The following is a 16,927-nucleotide window of genomic DNA, read 5'->3' on the forward strand; positions in this document are numbered from 1 at the left end:
CAATTTCACGCGACTCATCCCACCCACCGCCACGTCCGCACGCCATCGCGCACACCCTCGACGACGCGGCCGGCGGCGACGAAGCGCTCCAGGTTCCCCGTCATCGGGAAGATCAGGTACTCGGCAGCCGGCAGAGCCCAGCTGCCGAGGTCGCTCGCGCAGCGGTGGATGAGCTCGAGGCTGGTGAGCTCGCCCGCGCCGGTCAGCTCACGCTCGATCACGGTGTCGATGCGCTCGGTGTAAGCCAGGGACTGCGCCAGGAAGTCATCCACCGCGGATCCCTCGTATACCGGATAGTGCGCGGTGAGGAGGAGTTCAGCATCGCGCTCGCGGAGGCGGGCGATGGTGTCGACGTAGGCGATCGTGTCACGGTAGGTGGGTGGGAAGGCGGGACGTCCGTCGGCGGTGGGAACCGTCTCGCCGAGCACAGCGTCGGAGATCAGCAGGGTGTCGTTGGCGCCATCCCACAGCGCCAGATGGCCGGGCGAGTGGCCCGGTGCGGCGACCACCTCGATGGTGCGGTCGCCGAGATCGATGCGCTCGCCGCCGTCGAGGGCGCGGTCCACCGGCACGAGTCCGGTGCTGGCGCGCACCTCCGCGGTGGTCTCGGGCGGATCGGTGAAACCGTCGCGGTCGGCGAACTCCCCGTAGCGGCCGGAGATCAGCTCCTCTACGTCCTCGGTCATCGTCACATCCGCACGACCGGCGAGGAACTGCGCGTGCGGTGCGACGGCGCCGAAAGCGGCGTTGCCGCCGGTGTGATCGAAGTCGCAGTGCGAACTGATCACCCAGCGGATGCCCGCCGGATCGAATCCGATTCGTTCGAGGTAGGGCAGGAGCGTCCCCGGCACGGAACCGGCGATGCCGGTGTCGAACAGGAGCGCTCCGGCGGGGCCGGTGAGCAGGTACATCGCGATGAAGCGCTCACCCAGCGGCGCCTCGATGCGGTGGATTCCGGGGCGGATCTGCATCACTGCTCCCAGGATCCGGTATCGACCAGGCGGAGTCCCGCCCGTGGCGATCGGACATGGGGGCCCGCGGGCTCCTGCCAGTCGCCGTCGGCGCGCGCGCGGCTGATCGCGGCCTCGTCGACCTCGATGCCGACGCCGGGGCGATCCCCGAGCACCACACCGCCGTCCTGGAACTCCTGGTCGAGAGTGAGGCCGAACGGAGCGCCGAGGTCCTGCACCTCCGCGGACAGGTGGTTCGGCACGGCGGCCGCCGCCGCCGTGACGGCGTGGTTCGCCGTGAGGCCTACGGGGCTCACGGGCAGGTCTCGACTGTGCGCGGTGACAGCTACGCGTAGGAAGTGCGTGATCCCCCACACGGCGCCGGCCTGGACGATGTCCGCACCGCCGGCATCCAGCAGCGGGCGGTACTGCTCGAGACCGGTGAGGTTCTCGCCGGTGGCCACCGACGCCCGGATGGCACCGCTGAGGCGGGCGTGACCCGTGGCATCCCAGCGGCGCAGCGGCTCCTCCACCCAGGTCAGATCGATGCTCTCCTCAAGCGCGCGCACGTGCCGAACGGCCTGCTTGAGATTCCACGACTCGTTGGCGTCCAGCATGAGTGCCGCAGTGGTGCCCGCGGAGGAGAAGAGATCGGACAGGATCCCAAAGCGCCGTCGATCCGCCGCGAGGTTGCGGCCGCCCTTCAACTTCGCCGCCGAGAACCCGCGTTCGACGAATCCGGCGTACAGGGTCGCGAGATCCTCATCGCTCAGGGCGGCGTCGAGCCCCGATGCGTAGCCCGGCACGAAGCGGTCCCCGGCACCGAGCAGACGCCAGAGCGGCTCGCCGGCGAGCTTCGCCTTGATGTCCCACAGCGCGGTGTCCAGCGCTCCGATGCCGCCGAAGGTGGCGCCGCCGTGCGAGGACTTGAAGACGCGGGCGAGCATGGCGTCGTAGAGCGTCGCCGTGGCGCGTGGATCCTGCCCGTCGAGCGCCGGGAACAGGCGCTCGAGGTCGGCGTGCGACCCCATGCCGACGCCCTCCACCCCGGCGTCCGTCTCCAGGATGACGATGGGCACGTCGGTCACTCCGGATGCGATGAATCCGTTGACGTCGCCGACCGGGCGACCCCAGTCGTGAACGGTGCGCAGTGTGCGATAGCCGGTGATCTTCATGTCGCCCTTGAGTGTGAGAGATCGGAAACGGAAACACCATACATCATATGTCTGCCCTTTCGCGAGTGTCGGCGAAGAGCGCAAGACCGAGGTCAATAGAGTGGCTGGCATGACAGCATCCGCACAGCACCGCGACGATCCCGTCGCGGATGTGGCACCGACGCAAGCGCGGGGGCGCGCGCCGATCGACAGGATCGGGGTCACCGTGCTCAAGGAGCTGGTGCAGTCGATCGTCTCCGGTGAGTTCGCGCCCGGGGATCTCCTGCCGCCCGAGAGCGTGATCAGCGCGCAATTCGGCGTGAGTCGCACGGTCATCCGCGAGACCATGAAGCGGTTGCAGGAGAAGGGCATGGTGACCGTCGCGCAGGGTCGCGGCACGAACGTCAATCCCGCCACATCGTGGAACGTGCTGGATCCCCTGGTGCTCTCGGCGATGATCGGCAACGACTCCACCCTGGGTGTCCTCGATGACCTCAGTGTCGTGCGCGCTGCTCTGGAGGCCGCGATGGCGGCGGCTGCGGCTGCAGCGGTAGACGATGAAGCGCGTCGGCGTCTCGCGGAGGGTCTCGCCCTGATGGCTGACCGGCTGGACGACTCCGCCGGCTTCCGCGACGCCGACGTGCAGTTCCATATCGCCGTGATGGAGCTGTCCGGCAACGCTCTCGCCGAGAACATCGCGCGCGTGCTGATCCGCCATGCCGTCGGCAGCGATCGGTTCACCGGCGTGGATCCCGCACATGCGTTCGAGCTCACCCTGGCCGAGCACGAGCGCATCGTCGAGGCGATCACCAGTGGTGATCCCGAGGCTGCACGTGTCGCGATGAGTGAGCACATCCTGGGCTCATGGTCGCGGCGGCGGCTTCCGTCGGACCGTCAGGCCTGAGCCGGCCCGGCCGCCCCCGAGGCAGGGTGCTTCGACGTGCGCCCGCGCGGGTGCGTCCTGACATCAGTCATGTGATGTTTGTTGAGATATGTCGTAAGACGTAGTATGTTTCATCGGCGAGGCCTCCTGCACCAGGTCTGCAGCACATCCCATCACCGTTGAGAGGATCGCAATGAAGCGAACAATCGCCATCACCGCCCTGATCGGCGCGGCCGCACTCGTTCTCACGGGGTGCGGCGGCGCCTCGCCGTCGGGCTCCACCGCAGCAACAGGGGGAGCGGGAGGCGCCGGCGACAAGCTCACCGTGTGGAACTGGGGCGACGCCGATGAGGCGGCCGCGGCGTACACGGACGACGTGAAGGCCGCCTTCGCGAAGACGCACCCCGACGTCGAGGTCGAGATCGTCAACCAGCCGTTCGATCAGTACTACACGCTGCTCGGCAGCGCGATGGAGGCGGGCACCGGTCCGGACGTCGCCCTGTTCAACGGCGGCACGCAGCTGAAGAGCCGGGTCTCCTCGCTCGTTCCCGTCACCGCCGAACTCGCCGACCTGCAGGACACGCTCGCCGGCTGGCCGGCGTTCCAAGCCGACGGCGAGACGTATTCGGCGCCGATGTTCCTGCAGGGCTTCCCGATCTACTACAACAAGGCGCTGTTCACGGCCGCAGGCCTGGACGCGGACAACCCGCCGAAGAACTGGGATGAGCTGACCGCCGCCTGCACCGCGATCGTCGACAAGACCGATGCCTCATGTTTCGCCCTCGGCAACAAGGAGGGCCTCGGCATCGAGTTCTTCCTCTCCGGCTTCGGCTCCGGGGTCTTCACGCCGGAGGAGTACGACGACTGGATCGACGGCACGCGCGACTGGACCAGCGAGCACGCCACCCAGGTGCTGCAGATGTGGGCCGATTCGGCGAAGGCCGGCTGGTACAACGACGGTGCGAACTCCACCGCCATGTTCAACGACTCGTTCGACCTGTTCTCGGCCGGGAAGTCGGCCATGGTGATCGGTCTGATGAGTGGGACCGCGCACTGGAAGCAGTTCGACGAGTTCCTCGGTGCCGACCTCGGCTTCATGATGCCGGTCACGGTCAACAGCGGCACGACCCTGGGCCTGCCCGCTGAGGGCGGCATCGGCTACGCCGTGCTGAACGCCGACAAGAAGGAGCTCGGCACCGACTGGATCCGCGCCACCGTCGATCACGATGCGCTGGCGGCGTACTCGCTGGCGGGTGGGCAGATCACGTCCGACACCACCATCGAACTCGACACCGACATCGCCTCCGCCAACGACATCGTGGCCGAGCTCGGCGGCAGCAAGCCGCTGCTGCACACCGCGCTTGAGGGCGAGACGCTGGACCTGCTGCACCGCCTGGGCCAGCAGCTGCTCGGCGGTGAGGTCACCGTCGCAGACGCCGCCTCCCAGCTGGCGGCCTCGGAGGGCTGATCGCGGTGACCACCGACACCACCTCGACCCGGAGCGTTGTTCTCGCGAACAAGGCTCCGGGCCGCGGCCGGGCTGACGCCGGCCTCCCGCTTCGCAAGAAGCCGTGGACGAGTGAACGCATCGCGCCGTATCTGATGGTGCTGCCGGTCATCCTCATCCTCGTGATCTTCCGCCTGTACCCGCTGCTGCTCGGCGTGAACTACTCCTTCACCGGCGACAAGGAGCTCAACGGACAGTTCATCGGGTTCGACAACTACGTGACACTGCTCGGAGATCAGCGGTTCCAGGCGGCCGCGCGCAACGTCCTCGTGGTTCTGCTGTTCGTGCCGATCCAGGTGTTCGTCGCCGGCATCCTCGCGACCTTCGTCTTCCTGCGCATCCCGGGGCACCGCTTCTACCGCAGCGTCTACTTCCTGCCGGTGGTGCTCTCGCCGATCATCATCGGTGCCATCTTCAACATCCTGCTCGCCGCCAATGGGCCGCTGAATGCCGCCGTCGGCACGGTCGGTCTTGCGGGGGTCGACTGGCTCGGTCTTCCCGGGACCGCGCTTCCCTCCGTCTTGGTCGTGCACATCTGGGCGACCTTCGGCATGGCGTTCACGATCTTCCTCGCCGGCTTCGCCACCCTGGACTCCGAACTCCTGGACGCGGCGAAGATCGACGGCGCGAACCTCCGTCAGCAGATCGTGCACGTGATCATCCCGGGACTGAGTCAGACCATCCAGTTCGTCTTCGTCACCACCACGATCGGAATGCTCACCGGGCTGTTCGGTCTCCTCTACACGATGACGGCGGGCGGACCGGGAGCGGCCAGCTACCTGCCGGAGTTCCTCATCTGGAAGCTCAACGGCGAAGCCCGACCGGCTCTCGCCTCGGCGGCGTCGGTGTTCCTCCTGCTGATCGTGCTGGTGATCGGTCTGATCCAGATCCGCGTGCTCCGCCGCGCCACCAAGGAGGCCTGATGCGCAGGGAACGCGCCGCGCGGTGGATCATCGCCGTGCCCATGATGCTGCTGGCCGTCGCCACCATCTATCCGATGCTCTACGCGCTGAACATCTCGCTGAAGACGCGCAAGGACTACGTGCTGGATCGTCTCGGCTTCACCCAGACGTTCAACATCCAGAACTACATCGACGCATGGACGAACGCCGACATGGGGCGGTACTTCCTCAACACCATCATCGTGACGGTGTTCTCGGTGGCGCTGCTGCTTGTGCTGGCCTCGATGTGCGGCTACGCGCTCAGCCACCTCACCTTCCGTGGCAGCCGACTGTCGTTCTTGGTGATCCTGGCGATGATGATGATCCCGTTCCAGGTGATCATGGTTCCCACCATCAAGGTGCTGAGCGACATGGGACTGATCAACACCTTCCCCGGCCTCATCGCCGCCTACGTCGCGCAGTTCCTGCCGTTCACCGTCTTCTTCATGACCTCCTACTACTCGGGGATCCCGAAGGAGCTCACCGAGGCGGCTCGGGTGGATGGAAACGGCCTGTTCGGGGTGTGGTGGCGGATCATGATCCCCGTCGGCAAGCCCGCGCTCATCTCCATGGGCATCCTCAACGCGCTCTTCGTATGGAACGACATCCTCATCGCGCTGCTGATCATGCAGTCGCCCCAGAACCGTACGGTCATGGTGGGGGTGAGTGCGCTGCGGGGTCAGTACCCTGACAACGTCCCCACCTACATCGCGGGCGTTCTGCTCGCGGTGCTGCCGATCATCGTCGTCTATCTCGTCTTCCAGCGTCAGATCTCTGCCGGTGTGACCGCCGGTGCGACCAAGGGCTGAGAAACCGGCATCGCGAGAACTGTGAAGGAGCAGGAGTGAGCACCGACCGGATCGAAGTGCATGTGGCACCCGACGGCTCGCCGTACGCCGACGGATCGCGGGGATACCCGACCAACGATCTCGCGCACGCGCTGGCGCTCGTGCGTCGTCGTCGGGAGCCGGGCCAACGGGCCGTGATCTGGATGGCGGGAGGCGATTACGAGCACACCGCCCCCGTCGTCTTCACCGCTGCCGACTCGTTCACCTCGGTGGTCGCCGCCGATCCCGACGATCCGCCGGTACTGCGTGGTGCCGCGCGGATCGCCGGCTGGCGCCGCGTTCCCGTGAACGGCGTGGAGGCCTTCGCCGCGCCCGCGCCGCGCTCTGCCGGCCGGCGACTCTACGTCGACGGCGTCGCCGTTGCTCGCCCCCGTCATCCGCGCACGGGCTTCCTGCGCGTGGCCGAGCAGGAGGGGCTGAACCCGGCGGGCAGCTTCGTCGGCACCCTGTTCGACGGTGCCGCGTCATTCCGCTTCTCCGAGGGTGACATCCCGGACCTCGCGCAGCCCGACGCTGTCGAGGTCGTGGTCCCGCACTACTGGGTGCAGGAGCGGATGCCGATCGAGACCATCGATCGCGATGCCCGCACCATCACCAGCTCGCTGCGCAGCATCTTCGCGCTCCGCGACGACGCGGCGGCGCTGTTCGCGCGCTACTACCTGGACAACGTGGCGGAGAGCTTCGGCGAAGTGGCGGGGGAGTGGTACCTCGACCCCACCGGCGAACTCGTCGGTGCCGACAGCGCTCAGGTGCTGTATCTGCCGGAGCCGGGAGTGGACATCCACGGACTGAACGTGCGCATGCCCGTCGTCGACTCGTTTGTGGTCCTGGCGGGAACGGCGGAGCTGCCGGTGCGCGAAGTGCGATTCGAGGGAGTGCGGTTCGTGGAGGCGGACTTCGCCGAAGTGCCGGCGGCAGTCGCACCGTTCGGCGTGCGGGAGGACCCACAGCTTCCCGCCGACGGGCGCTACGCCTCCGATGTGCAGGCAGCCAGCACCGTGCCCGCGGCGATCCGCTTCGAGCATGCGCGCTCGTGCGCTCTCGTGGGCGGTGCCGTCGAGCGGGTCGGGGGATACGGAGTGAGTCTCGGTGCGGGCACTCGCGGTGTCCTCATCAGCGGTGTCGAGTTCCGTGACCTCGGTGCCGGAGCGGTGCGCAGCGGCGGCGGCATCGACGCGCTCAGTGCTGACTACAACCAGGCCAATGAGGTGTCCGACTGCGTCATCGAGCGTGGCGGCCAGGTGTATCCGAACGCCGTGGCCGTGCTGTTCCAGCACGGCTCGCACAACGTGATCGCGCACAACGAGATCCGAGACTTCCGATACTCGGGGATCTCCGTGGGGTGGATGTGGGATTACCTGCACAGCCCGTCGGAGGGCAACCGCATCGAGGGCAACCACATCCACCATCTCGGCGGTGGTCTGCTGAACGACATGGGTGGCGTGTATCTGCTCGGGATCGCTCCGGGCACGGTCGTGCGTGGCAACCACATCCACGACGTCGAATGTGCCAACTACGGCGGCTGGGGCATCTATCTCGACGAGGGTTCGTCACACGTGGTGATCGAACAGAACGTCGTGCACGATGTATCCAGCCAGGCGTACCACCAGCACTACGGCCGCGAGGTGATGATCCGCGACAACGTGTGGGCGTACGGGCGCAACGGTCAGGTGTCGATCACCCGGCCCGAGGAGCACGTCTCATTCACGTTCCATCGCAACCTCGTGGTCGGGAACGGGATGCCCGCTTTCGTCGGCTATCCCGATCACCGCGACATCCGCAACTTCCGCATCGACAGCGACCTCAACCTGTTCTGGGATGAGGCGCCTCTCCCGGGCGCCGCGCGTGCGGCGAACGCGGAGCGCGCAACGCAGGAGGACGGTTCGGTGGGCTTCGAGATCGTCGAGCGGCTGGACGAGGAGTGGGAGCGCCGCGGTCACGACCGACATTCGGTCACGGCCGATCCGCTGTTCGTCGACGCCGCGGCTCGCGACTTCCGCGTGCGCGAGGGGTCGCCCGCGGCGGGGCTCGGCATCCGCGTTCCGGACGTCAGCGATGCGGGTCCTCGCGCGATCGGCGAGCGCCGTCATCCCCTCGCCGCGCCGACCCTGCCGGACCCGTTCCCGCCCACGCAGGGCTGACCCTGACCCGCCGGACCGACAACGTGCGGCGGGTGAGCGCGGGCGGGCCGGGGACGAGCGACCGCTCGGTGGCGAGGTCACCGTGAACCCTCAGGCGTCGCGGGGAACGAGTGGCGGACCGTGTCCCTCCCTCGCGCCCGGTTCAGACGTCGCGGCGGGGGCCCTCGGACGGGACGATCGGGAAGATCGCCGGCTCCGTGAAGCCCGCGTCGGCGAACGCTTCGCGCACGGCGGACTCCACCGCGGCGGCGTCGTCGATGCGCACCAGCGCGATGGCCGCACCGCCGAACCCGCCGCCCGTCATGCGGGCGCCGATCGCCCCGGCTGCCAGGCTCGCGTCCACCGCCAGATCGAGCTCGGGGGTCGAGATCTCGAAGTCGTCGCGCATCGAGACGTGGGACGCGACGAGCAGGTCTCCGATCGCTCCGGGACCCTGCTCGCGGACGGTGCGGACGGTGTCCAACACGCGCTGGTTCTCGGTGACGATGTGGCGCACGCGGCGGAAGGTGATGTCGTCGAGCTTCTCCTGTGCTGCGGCGAGGTCGGACACCGCGAGATCGCGGAGCGCGGGGACGCCCATCTCGCGTGCGCCGAGCTCGCAGGATTCACGCCGCGCACGGTAGCCGCCCGTGGCGTGCTCGTGGGAGGTGCGGGTGTCGATCACGAGGATCTCGAGTCCCGCCGCCTGGAACCCCACCGGCACCGACTGGACGTCGAGCGTGCGGCAGTCCAGGAAGGTCGCGGCATCCGCGCGCCCGTGCATCACCGACATCTGGTCCATGATTCCCGTGGGTGCGCCGACCGCCTCGTTCTCGGCCTTACGACCGGCCACAGCGAGCACGGTGGCGTCGGCCCCGAGGCCCCAGATCTCATTCATCGCCGTGGCCGTCGCACCCTCGAGCGCCGCGGACGATGACAGGCCCGCGCCGACCGGAACGTCGGAGTCGAAGGCGAAGTCGAGGCCGATCGCGGGAGCCTCGGGGAACGCCGCACGCAGCGCCCAGGCCACACCGAGCGGGTAGGCGGCCCAGGTGGGCACCGCGGGCTCGCCGTCGCTCGGGAACAGCGAGTCCAGATCCGTGAGGGCGACCTCGACCGGCTCCGAGGAGAACGAGGAGATCACGCGGAGGCGATCGTCCTCCCGAGGCGCCACGGCGGCGAACGTGCGCGCGGGGATCGCGAACGGCAGCACGAACCCGTCGTTGTAGTCGGTGTGCTCGCCGATGAGGTTGGCGCGGCCGGGTGCCGAGTACACGGCGGTGGGCTCGGCGTTGTACGCGGTGCGGAACAGGTCGCGGGCTGTGGTGTCGCTCACGGGTCTCTCTCTTACTTCTGGACGGCGTCGTCGCCGGGTGGTCTGTGCTTGTGTCGGTGTCGCTGGTGGGCGTGGAAATAGGTCGCGAGCAGTGGTGGCCTACCGCTACGACGTGTTCTGGTTCAGACCGTGACGGACTCGATGGCGGCGCGGATGCGCTCCGCGGCGGCCTCCGGCGGAACATCGCCGATCCACGCGCCCATCGCGGCCTCGCTTCCGGCGAGGAACTTGAGCTTGTCCGCACCGCGGCGCGGGCTGGTCAGCTGCAGGTGCAGGCGCGCCCCGGTGCGCGCGCGGTTCACCGGTGCGGCGTGCCAGGCGGCGATGTACGGCGTGGGGTCTTCGTAGATGGCATCGACGCCCCGCAGCAGTCGCAGGTAGAGGTGCGAGAGCTCTGCGCGCTGCGCCTCGTCGGTCTCGGCGAAGTCGGCGACGTGGCGGTGCGGGACCATGTGGATCTCGATGGGCCAGCGTGCGGCGAACGGCACGAAGGCCGTCCAGTGCTCGCCCTGCAGCACCACCCGCGGACCCGCTTGCTCGAACTCGAGGATGCGATCGAACAGGGCGTCACCCAGCTGCTCGATCGACTCCAGCAGTCGAGTGGTGCGGGGGGTGATGTACGGGTACGAGTAGATCTGTCCGTGCGGGTGCGGGAGGGTGACGCCGATGGCCGCGCCCCGGTTCTCGAAAACGAACACCTGCTCCACGCCCGGCAGTGCTGAAAGTGCCGCGGTGCGGTCGGCCCAGGCTTCGATGATCGTGCGCGCCCGGGAGGGAGTCTGAGATCCGAACGAGCCGGCATGCTCCGGGCTGAAGCAGACCACCTCGCAGCGGCCGACCGACGTGCGGGTGCGTCCGAGCCCCAGCTCGCTGAGATCGTCGAGCCCACGCGGCGCGTCCTCCGCGGCCGGCGCGGCACCGACGGCCGCAGCGAGTTCCGGACCGAACGACGGCGACTTGTTCTCGAACACCGCCACGTCGTAGCGCGACGGCACCTCGGACGGGTTGGTGGGCGTCTGCGGGGCGAGGGGGTCGAGTTCGGCCGGCGGCATCATCGCGCGGTTCTGGCGCGCCGCGGCGATGGACACCCATTCTCCGGTGAGCACGTCCTGGCGCATGGTGGCGGTGGCGGGTCGCGGGTCGAGGGCGCGGGCATCGACGGCTCGTTCGGCCGGCAGTGTGGTGTCCACGTCGTCGAAGTACATGAGCTCGCGACCGTCGGCCAGACGCGTGCTGCGCTTGGTCACTCCGGCACCGAGTGTGCTCACCTGCTGCTCGACGTTCATGCCACGTTCCTCTCCCGGGTCTCGGCCCGTGCGTCAGCATAATCAGCGAACGATGTTGACGTCAACATGCCCGTCAGGCCGCAGCTGTGGCACCATGTGAGGCATGACTTCCGCACGCCGTCCCGCGATGAGCGACGTGGCCGCGCTGGCCGGCGTTTCCGGGCAGACCGTGTCGCGTGTGATCAACGGTCACGACAACGTCAGCCCCGACACGCGTCTGCGGGTGGAGCGCGCGCTCGCGGAGCTCGGCTATCGCCCGCATCGTGCTGCCCGCGCGCTGCGCACCGGTCGGTCCGAGGTGCTCGGTGTGGTCGTCGCGACGCTGGAGACCGTCGGCAACTCGCTGATGCTGCAGGCGGTGGCCGCCGCGGCCGAGCGCGAGGGATACTCGATCGCGCTGGTGTCCCTCGGGGAGAACGTGGCGCTCGCGGACGCGGTGGACCGGCTCGCGGAGCAGGGCGTCGACGCAGCGGTGATCGTCAACGAGGCGACGCGGTACATCGCGGATGTGGTGGGCGCGCCGATCCGTCTGGTGCTGGTCGATGCGCCCGCTGACATCTCGTATCCCACGGTCCGCTCCGATCACGAGCGTGCGGCGTTCGAGCTGACGTCGCACCTGATCGCGCGCGGGTTCCCGGTGCATCACATCGCGGGGCCCGTGGATTCGTTCGCGGCACAGGCGCGGGAGCAGGGATGGCGGCGTGCACACGAGGCGGCCGGTCTGGGAGCGCCCGATCCGCTTCGAGGTGACTGGACCGCCGAAGCCGGAAGACGTCTCGGTGCCGAACTCGCCCGCCAACCCGAGGTGCGAGCGGTGTTCTGCGCGAACGATCAGATGGCGCTCGGGGCGATGAACGCGCTGCACGCGGCCGGGCGCACGATCCCCGCCGATGTGGCGGTGGCCGGCTTCGACGGCATCTCCGACGCCGCGAACTTCTGGCCCCCGCTCACCACCGTCGAGCAGGACTTCGCCGGCCTCGCGGCGGCCGCGATCGGCCTGGCGCTGTCCGACACGGACGTGCATCGTGTGATTCCCGCGCGCCTCGTGCAGCGTGCGAGCTCCGCCGCGGACTGACCCGGCACCGCCCCACGGTCCGCGATTCAGGACAACCGTGGGAGGGGAATCCAGGGGCCGAGGTCGCGGATCCGGACATCGATAACGCGAGCGAGAGGAACCGTCGAACCGCGCTGGACCTGGGCGGCCGCGGCCGGCAGCCCCACCGTCGAACGCGGGGAGAGAGGAAGCACTTCGAGCAGGAGTTCGCGGGCGCCCGGTGCCAGATCGGACAGCGACACATGCCACGTGCTGCCATCCCAGAAGCGATCATCGATGATCTCGCCGTCGCAGCGCAGGCGAGCGGCATCGCCCTGCCAATCGATGGACAGGACGGTGTCCGCAGCGTCGGGTTGCTCCGGCAGGTCGAGGACGATGCGCATCGCGAAGGCGTCGTAGTCCCGGTCGGTCGGCGCGCTGTGACGACCCTCTCGGAAGCCGTAGTCGGCGGGGGGATCTCCGGCTGGACGAATCGTATGGGCGATGATCCCGGTCGCCGCGGGTGTGTTCTGCTCGCTCGTGTCACGTGGCTCGCCCGGACCTACCGGCACGAAGTCCTCGGCGGCGGGGTCATACATCTGCGTGAACGTCGCGCCGCGGACCAGGACGGTCCCCGACCCCTCCGCGCGCAGTTCGCCGTCGGTGAGGAACAGCGTGCGGTTGCCGGCGTGCTCGATGACCCAGATCTGATCGTGGACGGACGCGGGGAGGACCAGGATGTCGGCGGTCTCGCCAACACGCGTCGTGCCGAGCGGCAGCGGCGTCACTGACCCCGCGATCTCGGCGCGCGGCGGCACGCCATCGATCGACGCGAGCACCAGCGTGGATCTGTCGCCATCCAACAGCGTTACGGTCGATGCGGTCGCCCATGACAGCCGGGCATCACCCCAGTCGAGATTCACCGGGAAGCAGGCGAGGGTGCCCGGCGCGATCGTGATCGGAGCGTCCGGGAACACGAGATCCGTGCCGCCATGCAGCGTGAATCGAACGTCGCTCACGGGCTTCACCTGCTCGTGAGCGCGGTGGTGCGACACCAGAACGAAGCCGGTCGGATCGGGATCCGCCGCGAGGCGCGCCGCCCAGCGCAGTGTCCGCAGGTCGTCGGGATCGGGGGCGCCGGCGTCGGGCAGCGCCGAAGGCAGCTGCGCGAGGCGGTCGCCGAACGCCTGCAGAAACGCGTGCTGCACCCGCAGCGGAGCGAGCGCGCCGCCCACTGTGCCGGCCTGTCCGATCGGAGCGTGGAAGTCGTAGCTGAGGTCGGGCACATCGTTGGGATAGCCGGTGGCGTGTGATTCGCCCAACCCTGGTCGCGGGTTCCGTCCGCCGACAAACATGTAGTACCCCTGCCAGGCCGATCCGTTGCCGATCTTGATGTGCGCAACCGCGGCGATATCGGCGCCGGTGGGCACCGGTCGACGATGGTAGGCCGTCGCCATTCCGCCGCCGAGCTCACACGTGGCGGGCGGGAATCCGAGCAGGCGCGTGCCCGATACGGTGTCTCCAGTGCCGAGAGCGGCTCGCACATCGGCCCCGGTGCCCGGGTCATCCCACTCGTGCGAGGGAACGAAGTGCTGACGGAAGCTGGGATGCCAGTCCTCCTGCGGATCCACCCAGAACCCGTCCGCGTAGCCGCCGAACAGCGGCATGACCCCCGTCTCCGGCAGTTCCGCGCCGCCCCAGGCGGTCGCCGTCCACAGCGGCGCGTGCAGCCCCGATTCGCGTGCCATTCGCTGCAGCGTGCTGAGGTGCGCGGGCTGGTCGTACAGCTCGTTCTCCACCTGAATGGCCCAGATCGCATCCGAGGCATGAGCGGACCGCGCGACCTCCTCACCGATTCGCTCGAACCATGGACGCACCACCGCCAGATACGCCGGGGCGTCGGTGCGGTGCGCCACTGGCAGCGCCTGCACGGCGTCGGGGAAGCCCCCGTTCCGCACCTCGCCATGTGCCCACGGGCCGATGCGCAGCACCACGCCCAGACCAGCGCGGTGTGCTTCGTCGATGAAGGCCGCGACATCACGATCGCCCGTGAAATCGGTTCTTCCGTCGGGCAGCACATGGTGCGCCCAGATCACGTAGGTGGACACCAGAGTGATGCCGTTCGCGCGCATCCGCTCGAGCCGCTCGCGCCACCGCGCGCGAGGCACGCGGGAGTAGTGCAGCTCACCCGACACCGGCACGATGCCCCGCCCGTCACGGAGGACAGCCCGGTCCGTGACCACGATCCCCAGCGCCTCCTCACCCGGGGCCGGCAGACTCGCGCGCCGCGGTGGGTTCGGCCAGGTCGGGACGGTCGCGGAGTGCGGGTTCATCGGGGGGCTCCGGTTGGTTCGGTGTGGGGGAGTCGTGGGTTCGGCCAGGTCGGGACGGTCGCGGAGTGCGGGTTCATCTGGGGTCTCCGATCGCTGTCGTGAGAGAGGGAATCACGGGCCGACCCCGGCATCGTCTCCGAGAGTGTGCTCACCGCGGGGTGATCCAGGCTGATCGCGTGCGTGCGATCAACCGCGCGAGGGCCGCCGCATCGACGCCGTTGCGGAGAGCACGGTTCGTCAGCAGAACCCACGCGAGTCCTTCCGTCGGGTGCACCCAGAACTCGGTGCCCGCCCAGCCGCCGTGGCCGAACACAGCGGGATCGCCGAATCCGGTGGGCGACACGTGCCAGCCGAGACCCCAGTTCCGGTCCGCCGTCGGTGAGTTGGGATCGAATCGGGGGAGCCCGGTCGTCCGCGGTACGCGCATCGCGTCGAGCATCGCGGGAGCCAGGAACTCACCGTCCTCCCCGGCCGCGATGCGCAGCAGCGCCGCCCCCAGCCGCAGCAGATCCTCCGCGCGCCCGCCGAGGCCGGCGCCCGGATTGCGCTGAGCTGCGAAGGCCCCCATGTCGTGACCCGCGTCGGCTGCGTCGGGGACGGAGCGGGCGTCGGTGAGGTCCGTCGAAATCGAATGAGGCGCCCCGAGCGAGGCGAAAAGATCGTCGACCTCCGCCTCCCAGCTGCGACCGCCGGCGTGCTCGATGAGCGCCGCGATGCCGGAGTATGCCAGTGTCGAGTACTGCACGGCGCTTCCCGCAGCGAAGACCCGACCCCGGGTGAGGAGTTCATGACGCAGTGGCACTGCCGTGTCGAGCGCGGGCTCATCGAGGCCGGAGGTGTGTGAGGCGAGATGATCCAGGGCGGTCTGGGCATCTGCGAAGTCGGGGAGCACCGCCTGGAGCGGAGTCCGCACACTCAGTCGGCCGGCTTCGATGTGTCGCGCGGCTGCCAGGGCGACGATCGGCTTCGTGATGGAGAACAGCGGATAGCGGTCGGACGGGTGTGCGCCGAACGCGACGAGTTCGCGCACGCCGGACGCGTCCGCGACGCCGAAGACGGCCGACGGGAGCCGTCCAGCGGTGACGTGCTCGCGCACGATGTCGACGGGGGTGCTCATCGGATGATTCCGGTCGGGAGAGCGAGATCCTCGATCCGCACCGCTTCGTGGGTGGCGAGTGACTGGTTTCCAGCAATGCCGACAGCGATGGAGCGTATCCCGTCCGACCAGTCCGCTGCGCGCGAGAGCGGATCAGGCACCTCGCCCGCGAACACGTCTCGAAGCAGCAGAGCGTCTCCGCCGCCGTGGGCGCTGCGGTCGCCGTCGATCCGGACCTCCTGCGCCTGCTCCCAGTGCCGCTGCACGAGGAGTCGTTCCCCGACGGGGCGGGCGGGTGTGCCGTCGATGATCGGGGCGGCGGACGGGTCGACCGCCGGGTGCAGGCTCTCATCCACCAACACCGCGCCGCGTTCCACCACTTCGAGTTCAGCACGTCCCCGCGTCCCGTTGACGGCCACCCGGTATCCCTCCCACGGCGCATGAGCGTTGAGGGAGTAGCTGAGCGTGGCACCGCGGGCGTAGTCGACGACGAGTGCCAGGTTGTCTTCGATGGTGATGCCGGATCCGAAGACGTCCCGATCGCGCAGATAGCCGTCATGTTGCTCGGCGGCGAGGTAGAGGGCGGCGAGCCGGGCGTCATCGCGGAGGTCGAGCTCGAAAGGATCGTGCGGACCGTCATGCGTCCCGCGACTCGGCCGCTCGCCGATACCTCGGCGAGCGGCGTTCTCGACACCGTAGAAGCGCAGCCCGCCCGATGCATACACCCGGGTGGGGGAGTCCTGGAGCCACCAATTGACAAGGTCGAAGTGATGGCTCGCCTTGTGAATCAGCAGTCCGCCGGAGTGTTCCTTCTCGCGATGCCAGCGACGGAAGTAGTCGGCGCCATGTTTGGTGTCGAGCACCCACGAGAAGTCGATGCTGGTGACATCACCGATCTCTCCCGTCTGCAGGAGGCGGCGCAGTGCAGAATTCCGGGGTGAGTAGCGGTAGTTGAACGTCAACACGACGCTGCGTCCCGTGCGGGCGACCGCCTCCGCGATACGACGGGCGGAGGGTGCATCGATCGTGAGCGGCTTCTCGACCACGACATCGACACCGGCATCGAGAGAGCGGACGATGAGCTCGGCGTGCAGGTCGTCGCGTGCGCAGATGATCGTCCGATCCACCCGCTGCTCCGCGATCATGCGCTCGAGGTCGGCGGGGCCGTATACCGCGGGGGCAGGGGCGCCGCCTGCCATCGCACGGGATACGGCGTATTCGGCGCGAACCGGATTGGGCTCGCACACCGCGACCAGCTCGGCGCGATCCGCATAGGTGGTGGCGATTGCATCCACATACATCTGGGACCGGTGGCCCGCCCCGAGCAGGGCGTATCGGGTGGAGGGCATGACTTCTCTCTCGCCGGTGAGGGGACGGTCGCTCCGACGTCCGAAGCGCGTCGTGCAATGGAAGCCACGATAGGACGGATAGCGCTTTCCC

At 68.7% G+C, this 16,927-nt stretch carries 13 protein-coding genes; 6 read left to right on the top strand and 7 right to left on the bottom strand.

Going from position 1 to position 16,927, the window contains the following annotated elements; translation table 11 throughout:
• Window positions 1-14 precede the first annotated feature (14 nt).
• Complete coding sequence (locus ABTV68_RS03365) at window positions 15-971, bottom strand: MBL fold metallo-hydrolase (protein WP_433676213.1); 957 nt, start codon at window positions 969-971, stop codon at window positions 15-17.
• The gene (locus ABTV68_RS03370; RefSeq protein ID WP_433676214.1) at window positions 971-2,125 is read right to left on the bottom strand and encodes a mandelate racemase/muconate lactonizing enzyme family protein; all 1,155 of its coding nucleotides are present in this window, start codon (window positions 2,123-2,125) and stop codon (window positions 971-973) included. The genes ABTV68_RS03365 and ABTV68_RS03370 overlap by 1 nt, the downstream gene beginning before the upstream one ends.
• A gap of 109 nt (window positions 2,126-2,234) precedes the next feature.
• On the opposite strand from ABTV68_RS03370, the gene ABTV68_RS03375 reads away from it, so the two are divergent.
• The 5 genes from ABTV68_RS03375 (at window position 2,235) to ABTV68_RS03395 (ending at window position 8,424) form a co-directional block, all read left to right on the top strand.
• Window positions 2,235-3,008, top strand: a complete 774-nt coding sequence (locus tag ABTV68_RS03375; protein ID WP_433676215.1) for a FadR/GntR family transcriptional regulator — start codon at window positions 2,235-2,237, stop codon at window positions 3,006-3,008.
• Window positions 3,009-3,180: 172 nt separating this feature from the next.
• On the top strand, window positions 3,181-4,455 hold the full coding sequence (locus ABTV68_RS03380; RefSeq protein ID WP_433676216.1) for an ABC transporter substrate-binding protein: 1,275 nt from the start codon (window positions 3,181-3,183) through the stop codon (window positions 4,453-4,455).
• A 5-nt stretch (window positions 4,456-4,460) separates the two neighbouring features.
• Complete coding sequence (locus ABTV68_RS03385; RefSeq protein WP_433676217.1) at window positions 4,461-5,417, top strand: carbohydrate ABC transporter permease; 957 nt, start codon at window positions 4,461-4,463, stop codon at window positions 5,415-5,417.
• Window positions 5,417-6,244 (top strand): carbohydrate ABC transporter permease, encoded by an 828-nt coding sequence (locus tag ABTV68_RS03390; RefSeq protein WP_433676218.1) that lies wholly within the window; start codon window positions 5,417-5,419, stop codon window positions 6,242-6,244. The genes ABTV68_RS03385 and ABTV68_RS03390 overlap by 1 nt, the downstream gene beginning before the upstream one ends.
• A 35-nt stretch (window positions 6,245-6,279) precedes the next feature.
• Window positions 6,280-8,424, top strand: coding sequence for a right-handed parallel beta-helix repeat-containing protein (locus ABTV68_RS03395; RefSeq protein ID WP_433676219.1), 2,145 nt, complete (start codon window positions 6,280-6,282; stop codon window positions 8,422-8,424).
• 142 nt (window positions 8,425-8,566) lie between these two features.
• On the opposite strand, the gene galK is transcribed toward ABTV68_RS03395, so the two are convergent.
• Together galK and galT are read right to left on the bottom strand one after the other, a co-directional pair.
• Window positions 8,567-9,739, bottom strand: a complete 1,173-nt coding sequence (gene galK / locus ABTV68_RS03400) for a galactokinase (protein ID WP_433676220.1) — start codon at window positions 9,737-9,739, stop codon at window positions 8,567-8,569.
• Window positions 9,740-9,861: 122 nt separating this feature from the next.
• Window positions 9,862-11,025: a galactose-1-phosphate uridylyltransferase gene (gene galT / locus ABTV68_RS03405; RefSeq protein WP_433676221.1), complete on the bottom strand. Its 1,164-nt coding sequence runs from the start codon at window positions 11,023-11,025 to the stop codon at window positions 9,862-9,864.
• Between the two features lie 103 nt (window positions 11,026-11,128).
• Here galT and ABTV68_RS03410 point away from each other — a divergent pair, with 103 nt between their 5' ends.
• A complete protein-coding gene (locus tag ABTV68_RS03410) occupies window positions 11,129-12,100 on the top strand; it encodes a LacI family DNA-binding transcriptional regulator (RefSeq protein WP_433676222.1) in 972 nt (323 codons plus the stop codon).
• Between the two features lie 26 nt (window positions 12,101-12,126).
• Here ABTV68_RS03410 and ABTV68_RS03415 read toward each other — a convergent pair whose 3' ends face one another.
• The 3 genes from ABTV68_RS03415 to ABTV68_RS03425 form a co-directional block, all read right to left on the bottom strand.
• On the bottom strand, window positions 12,127-14,391 hold the full coding sequence (locus ABTV68_RS03415; RefSeq protein WP_433676223.1) for a beta-galactosidase: 2,265 nt from the start codon (window positions 14,389-14,391) through the stop codon (window positions 12,127-12,129).
• A gap of 148 nt (window positions 14,392-14,539) precedes the next feature.
• On the bottom strand, window positions 14,540-15,508 hold the full coding sequence (locus ABTV68_RS03420) for a serine hydrolase domain-containing protein (RefSeq protein ID WP_433676224.1): 969 nt from the start codon (window positions 15,506-15,508) through the stop codon (window positions 14,540-14,542).
• Window positions 15,505-16,836 carry a Gfo/Idh/MocA family protein gene (locus ABTV68_RS03425; RefSeq protein ID WP_433676225.1) on the bottom strand — a complete coding sequence of 444 codons (1,332 nt, stop codon included), beginning with the start codon at window positions 16,834-16,836 and terminating at the stop codon, window positions 15,505-15,507. The genes ABTV68_RS03420 and ABTV68_RS03425 overlap by 4 nt, the downstream gene beginning before the upstream one ends.
• Window positions 16,837-16,927: the final 91 nt, after the last annotated feature.

This window comes from Microbacterium gorillae (genome assembly GCF_050990725.1).
Lineage (GTDB): Bacteria > Actinomycetota > Actinomycetes > Actinomycetales > Microbacteriaceae > Microbacterium > Microbacterium gorillae_A.

Bases quoted from the DNA above. Each gene is read 5' to 3' on its own strand.
- ABTV68_RS03375 (WP_433676215.1), top strand. From the start codon at position 2,235: ATGACAGCATCCGCACAGCACCGCGACGATCCCGTCGCGGATGTGGCA.
- ABTV68_RS03415 (WP_433676223.1), bottom strand. From the start codon at position 14,391: ATGAACCCGCACTCCGCGACCGTCCCGACCTGGCCGAACCCACCGCGG.
- ABTV68_RS03370 (WP_433676214.1), bottom strand. From the start codon at position 2,125: ATGAAGATCACCGGCTATCGCACACTGCGCACCGTTCACGACTGGGGT.
- ABTV68_RS03390 (WP_433676218.1), top strand. From the start codon at position 5,417: ATGCGCAGGGAACGCGCCGCGCGGTGGATCATCGCCGTGCCCATGATG.
- ABTV68_RS03380 (WP_433676216.1), top strand. From the start codon at position 3,181: ATGAAGCGAACAATCGCCATCACCGCCCTGATCGGCGCGGCCGCACTC.
- ABTV68_RS03365 (WP_433676213.1), bottom strand. From the start codon at position 971: ATGCAGATCCGCCCCGGAATCCACCGCATCGAGGCGCCGCTGGGTGAG.
- ABTV68_RS03420 (WP_433676224.1), bottom strand. From the start codon at position 15,508: ATGAGCACCCCCGTCGACATCGTGCGCGAGCACGTCACCGCTGGACGG.
- ABTV68_RS03425 (WP_433676225.1), bottom strand. From the start codon at position 16,836: ATGCCCTCCACCCGATACGCCCTGCTCGGGGCGGGCCACCGGTCCCAG.
- ABTV68_RS03410 (WP_433676222.1), top strand. From the start codon at position 11,129: ATGACTTCCGCACGCCGTCCCGCGATGAGCGACGTGGCCGCGCTGGCC.
- galT (WP_433676221.1), bottom strand. From the start codon at position 11,025: ATGAACGTCGAGCAGCAGGTGAGCACACTCGGTGCCGGAGTGACCAAG.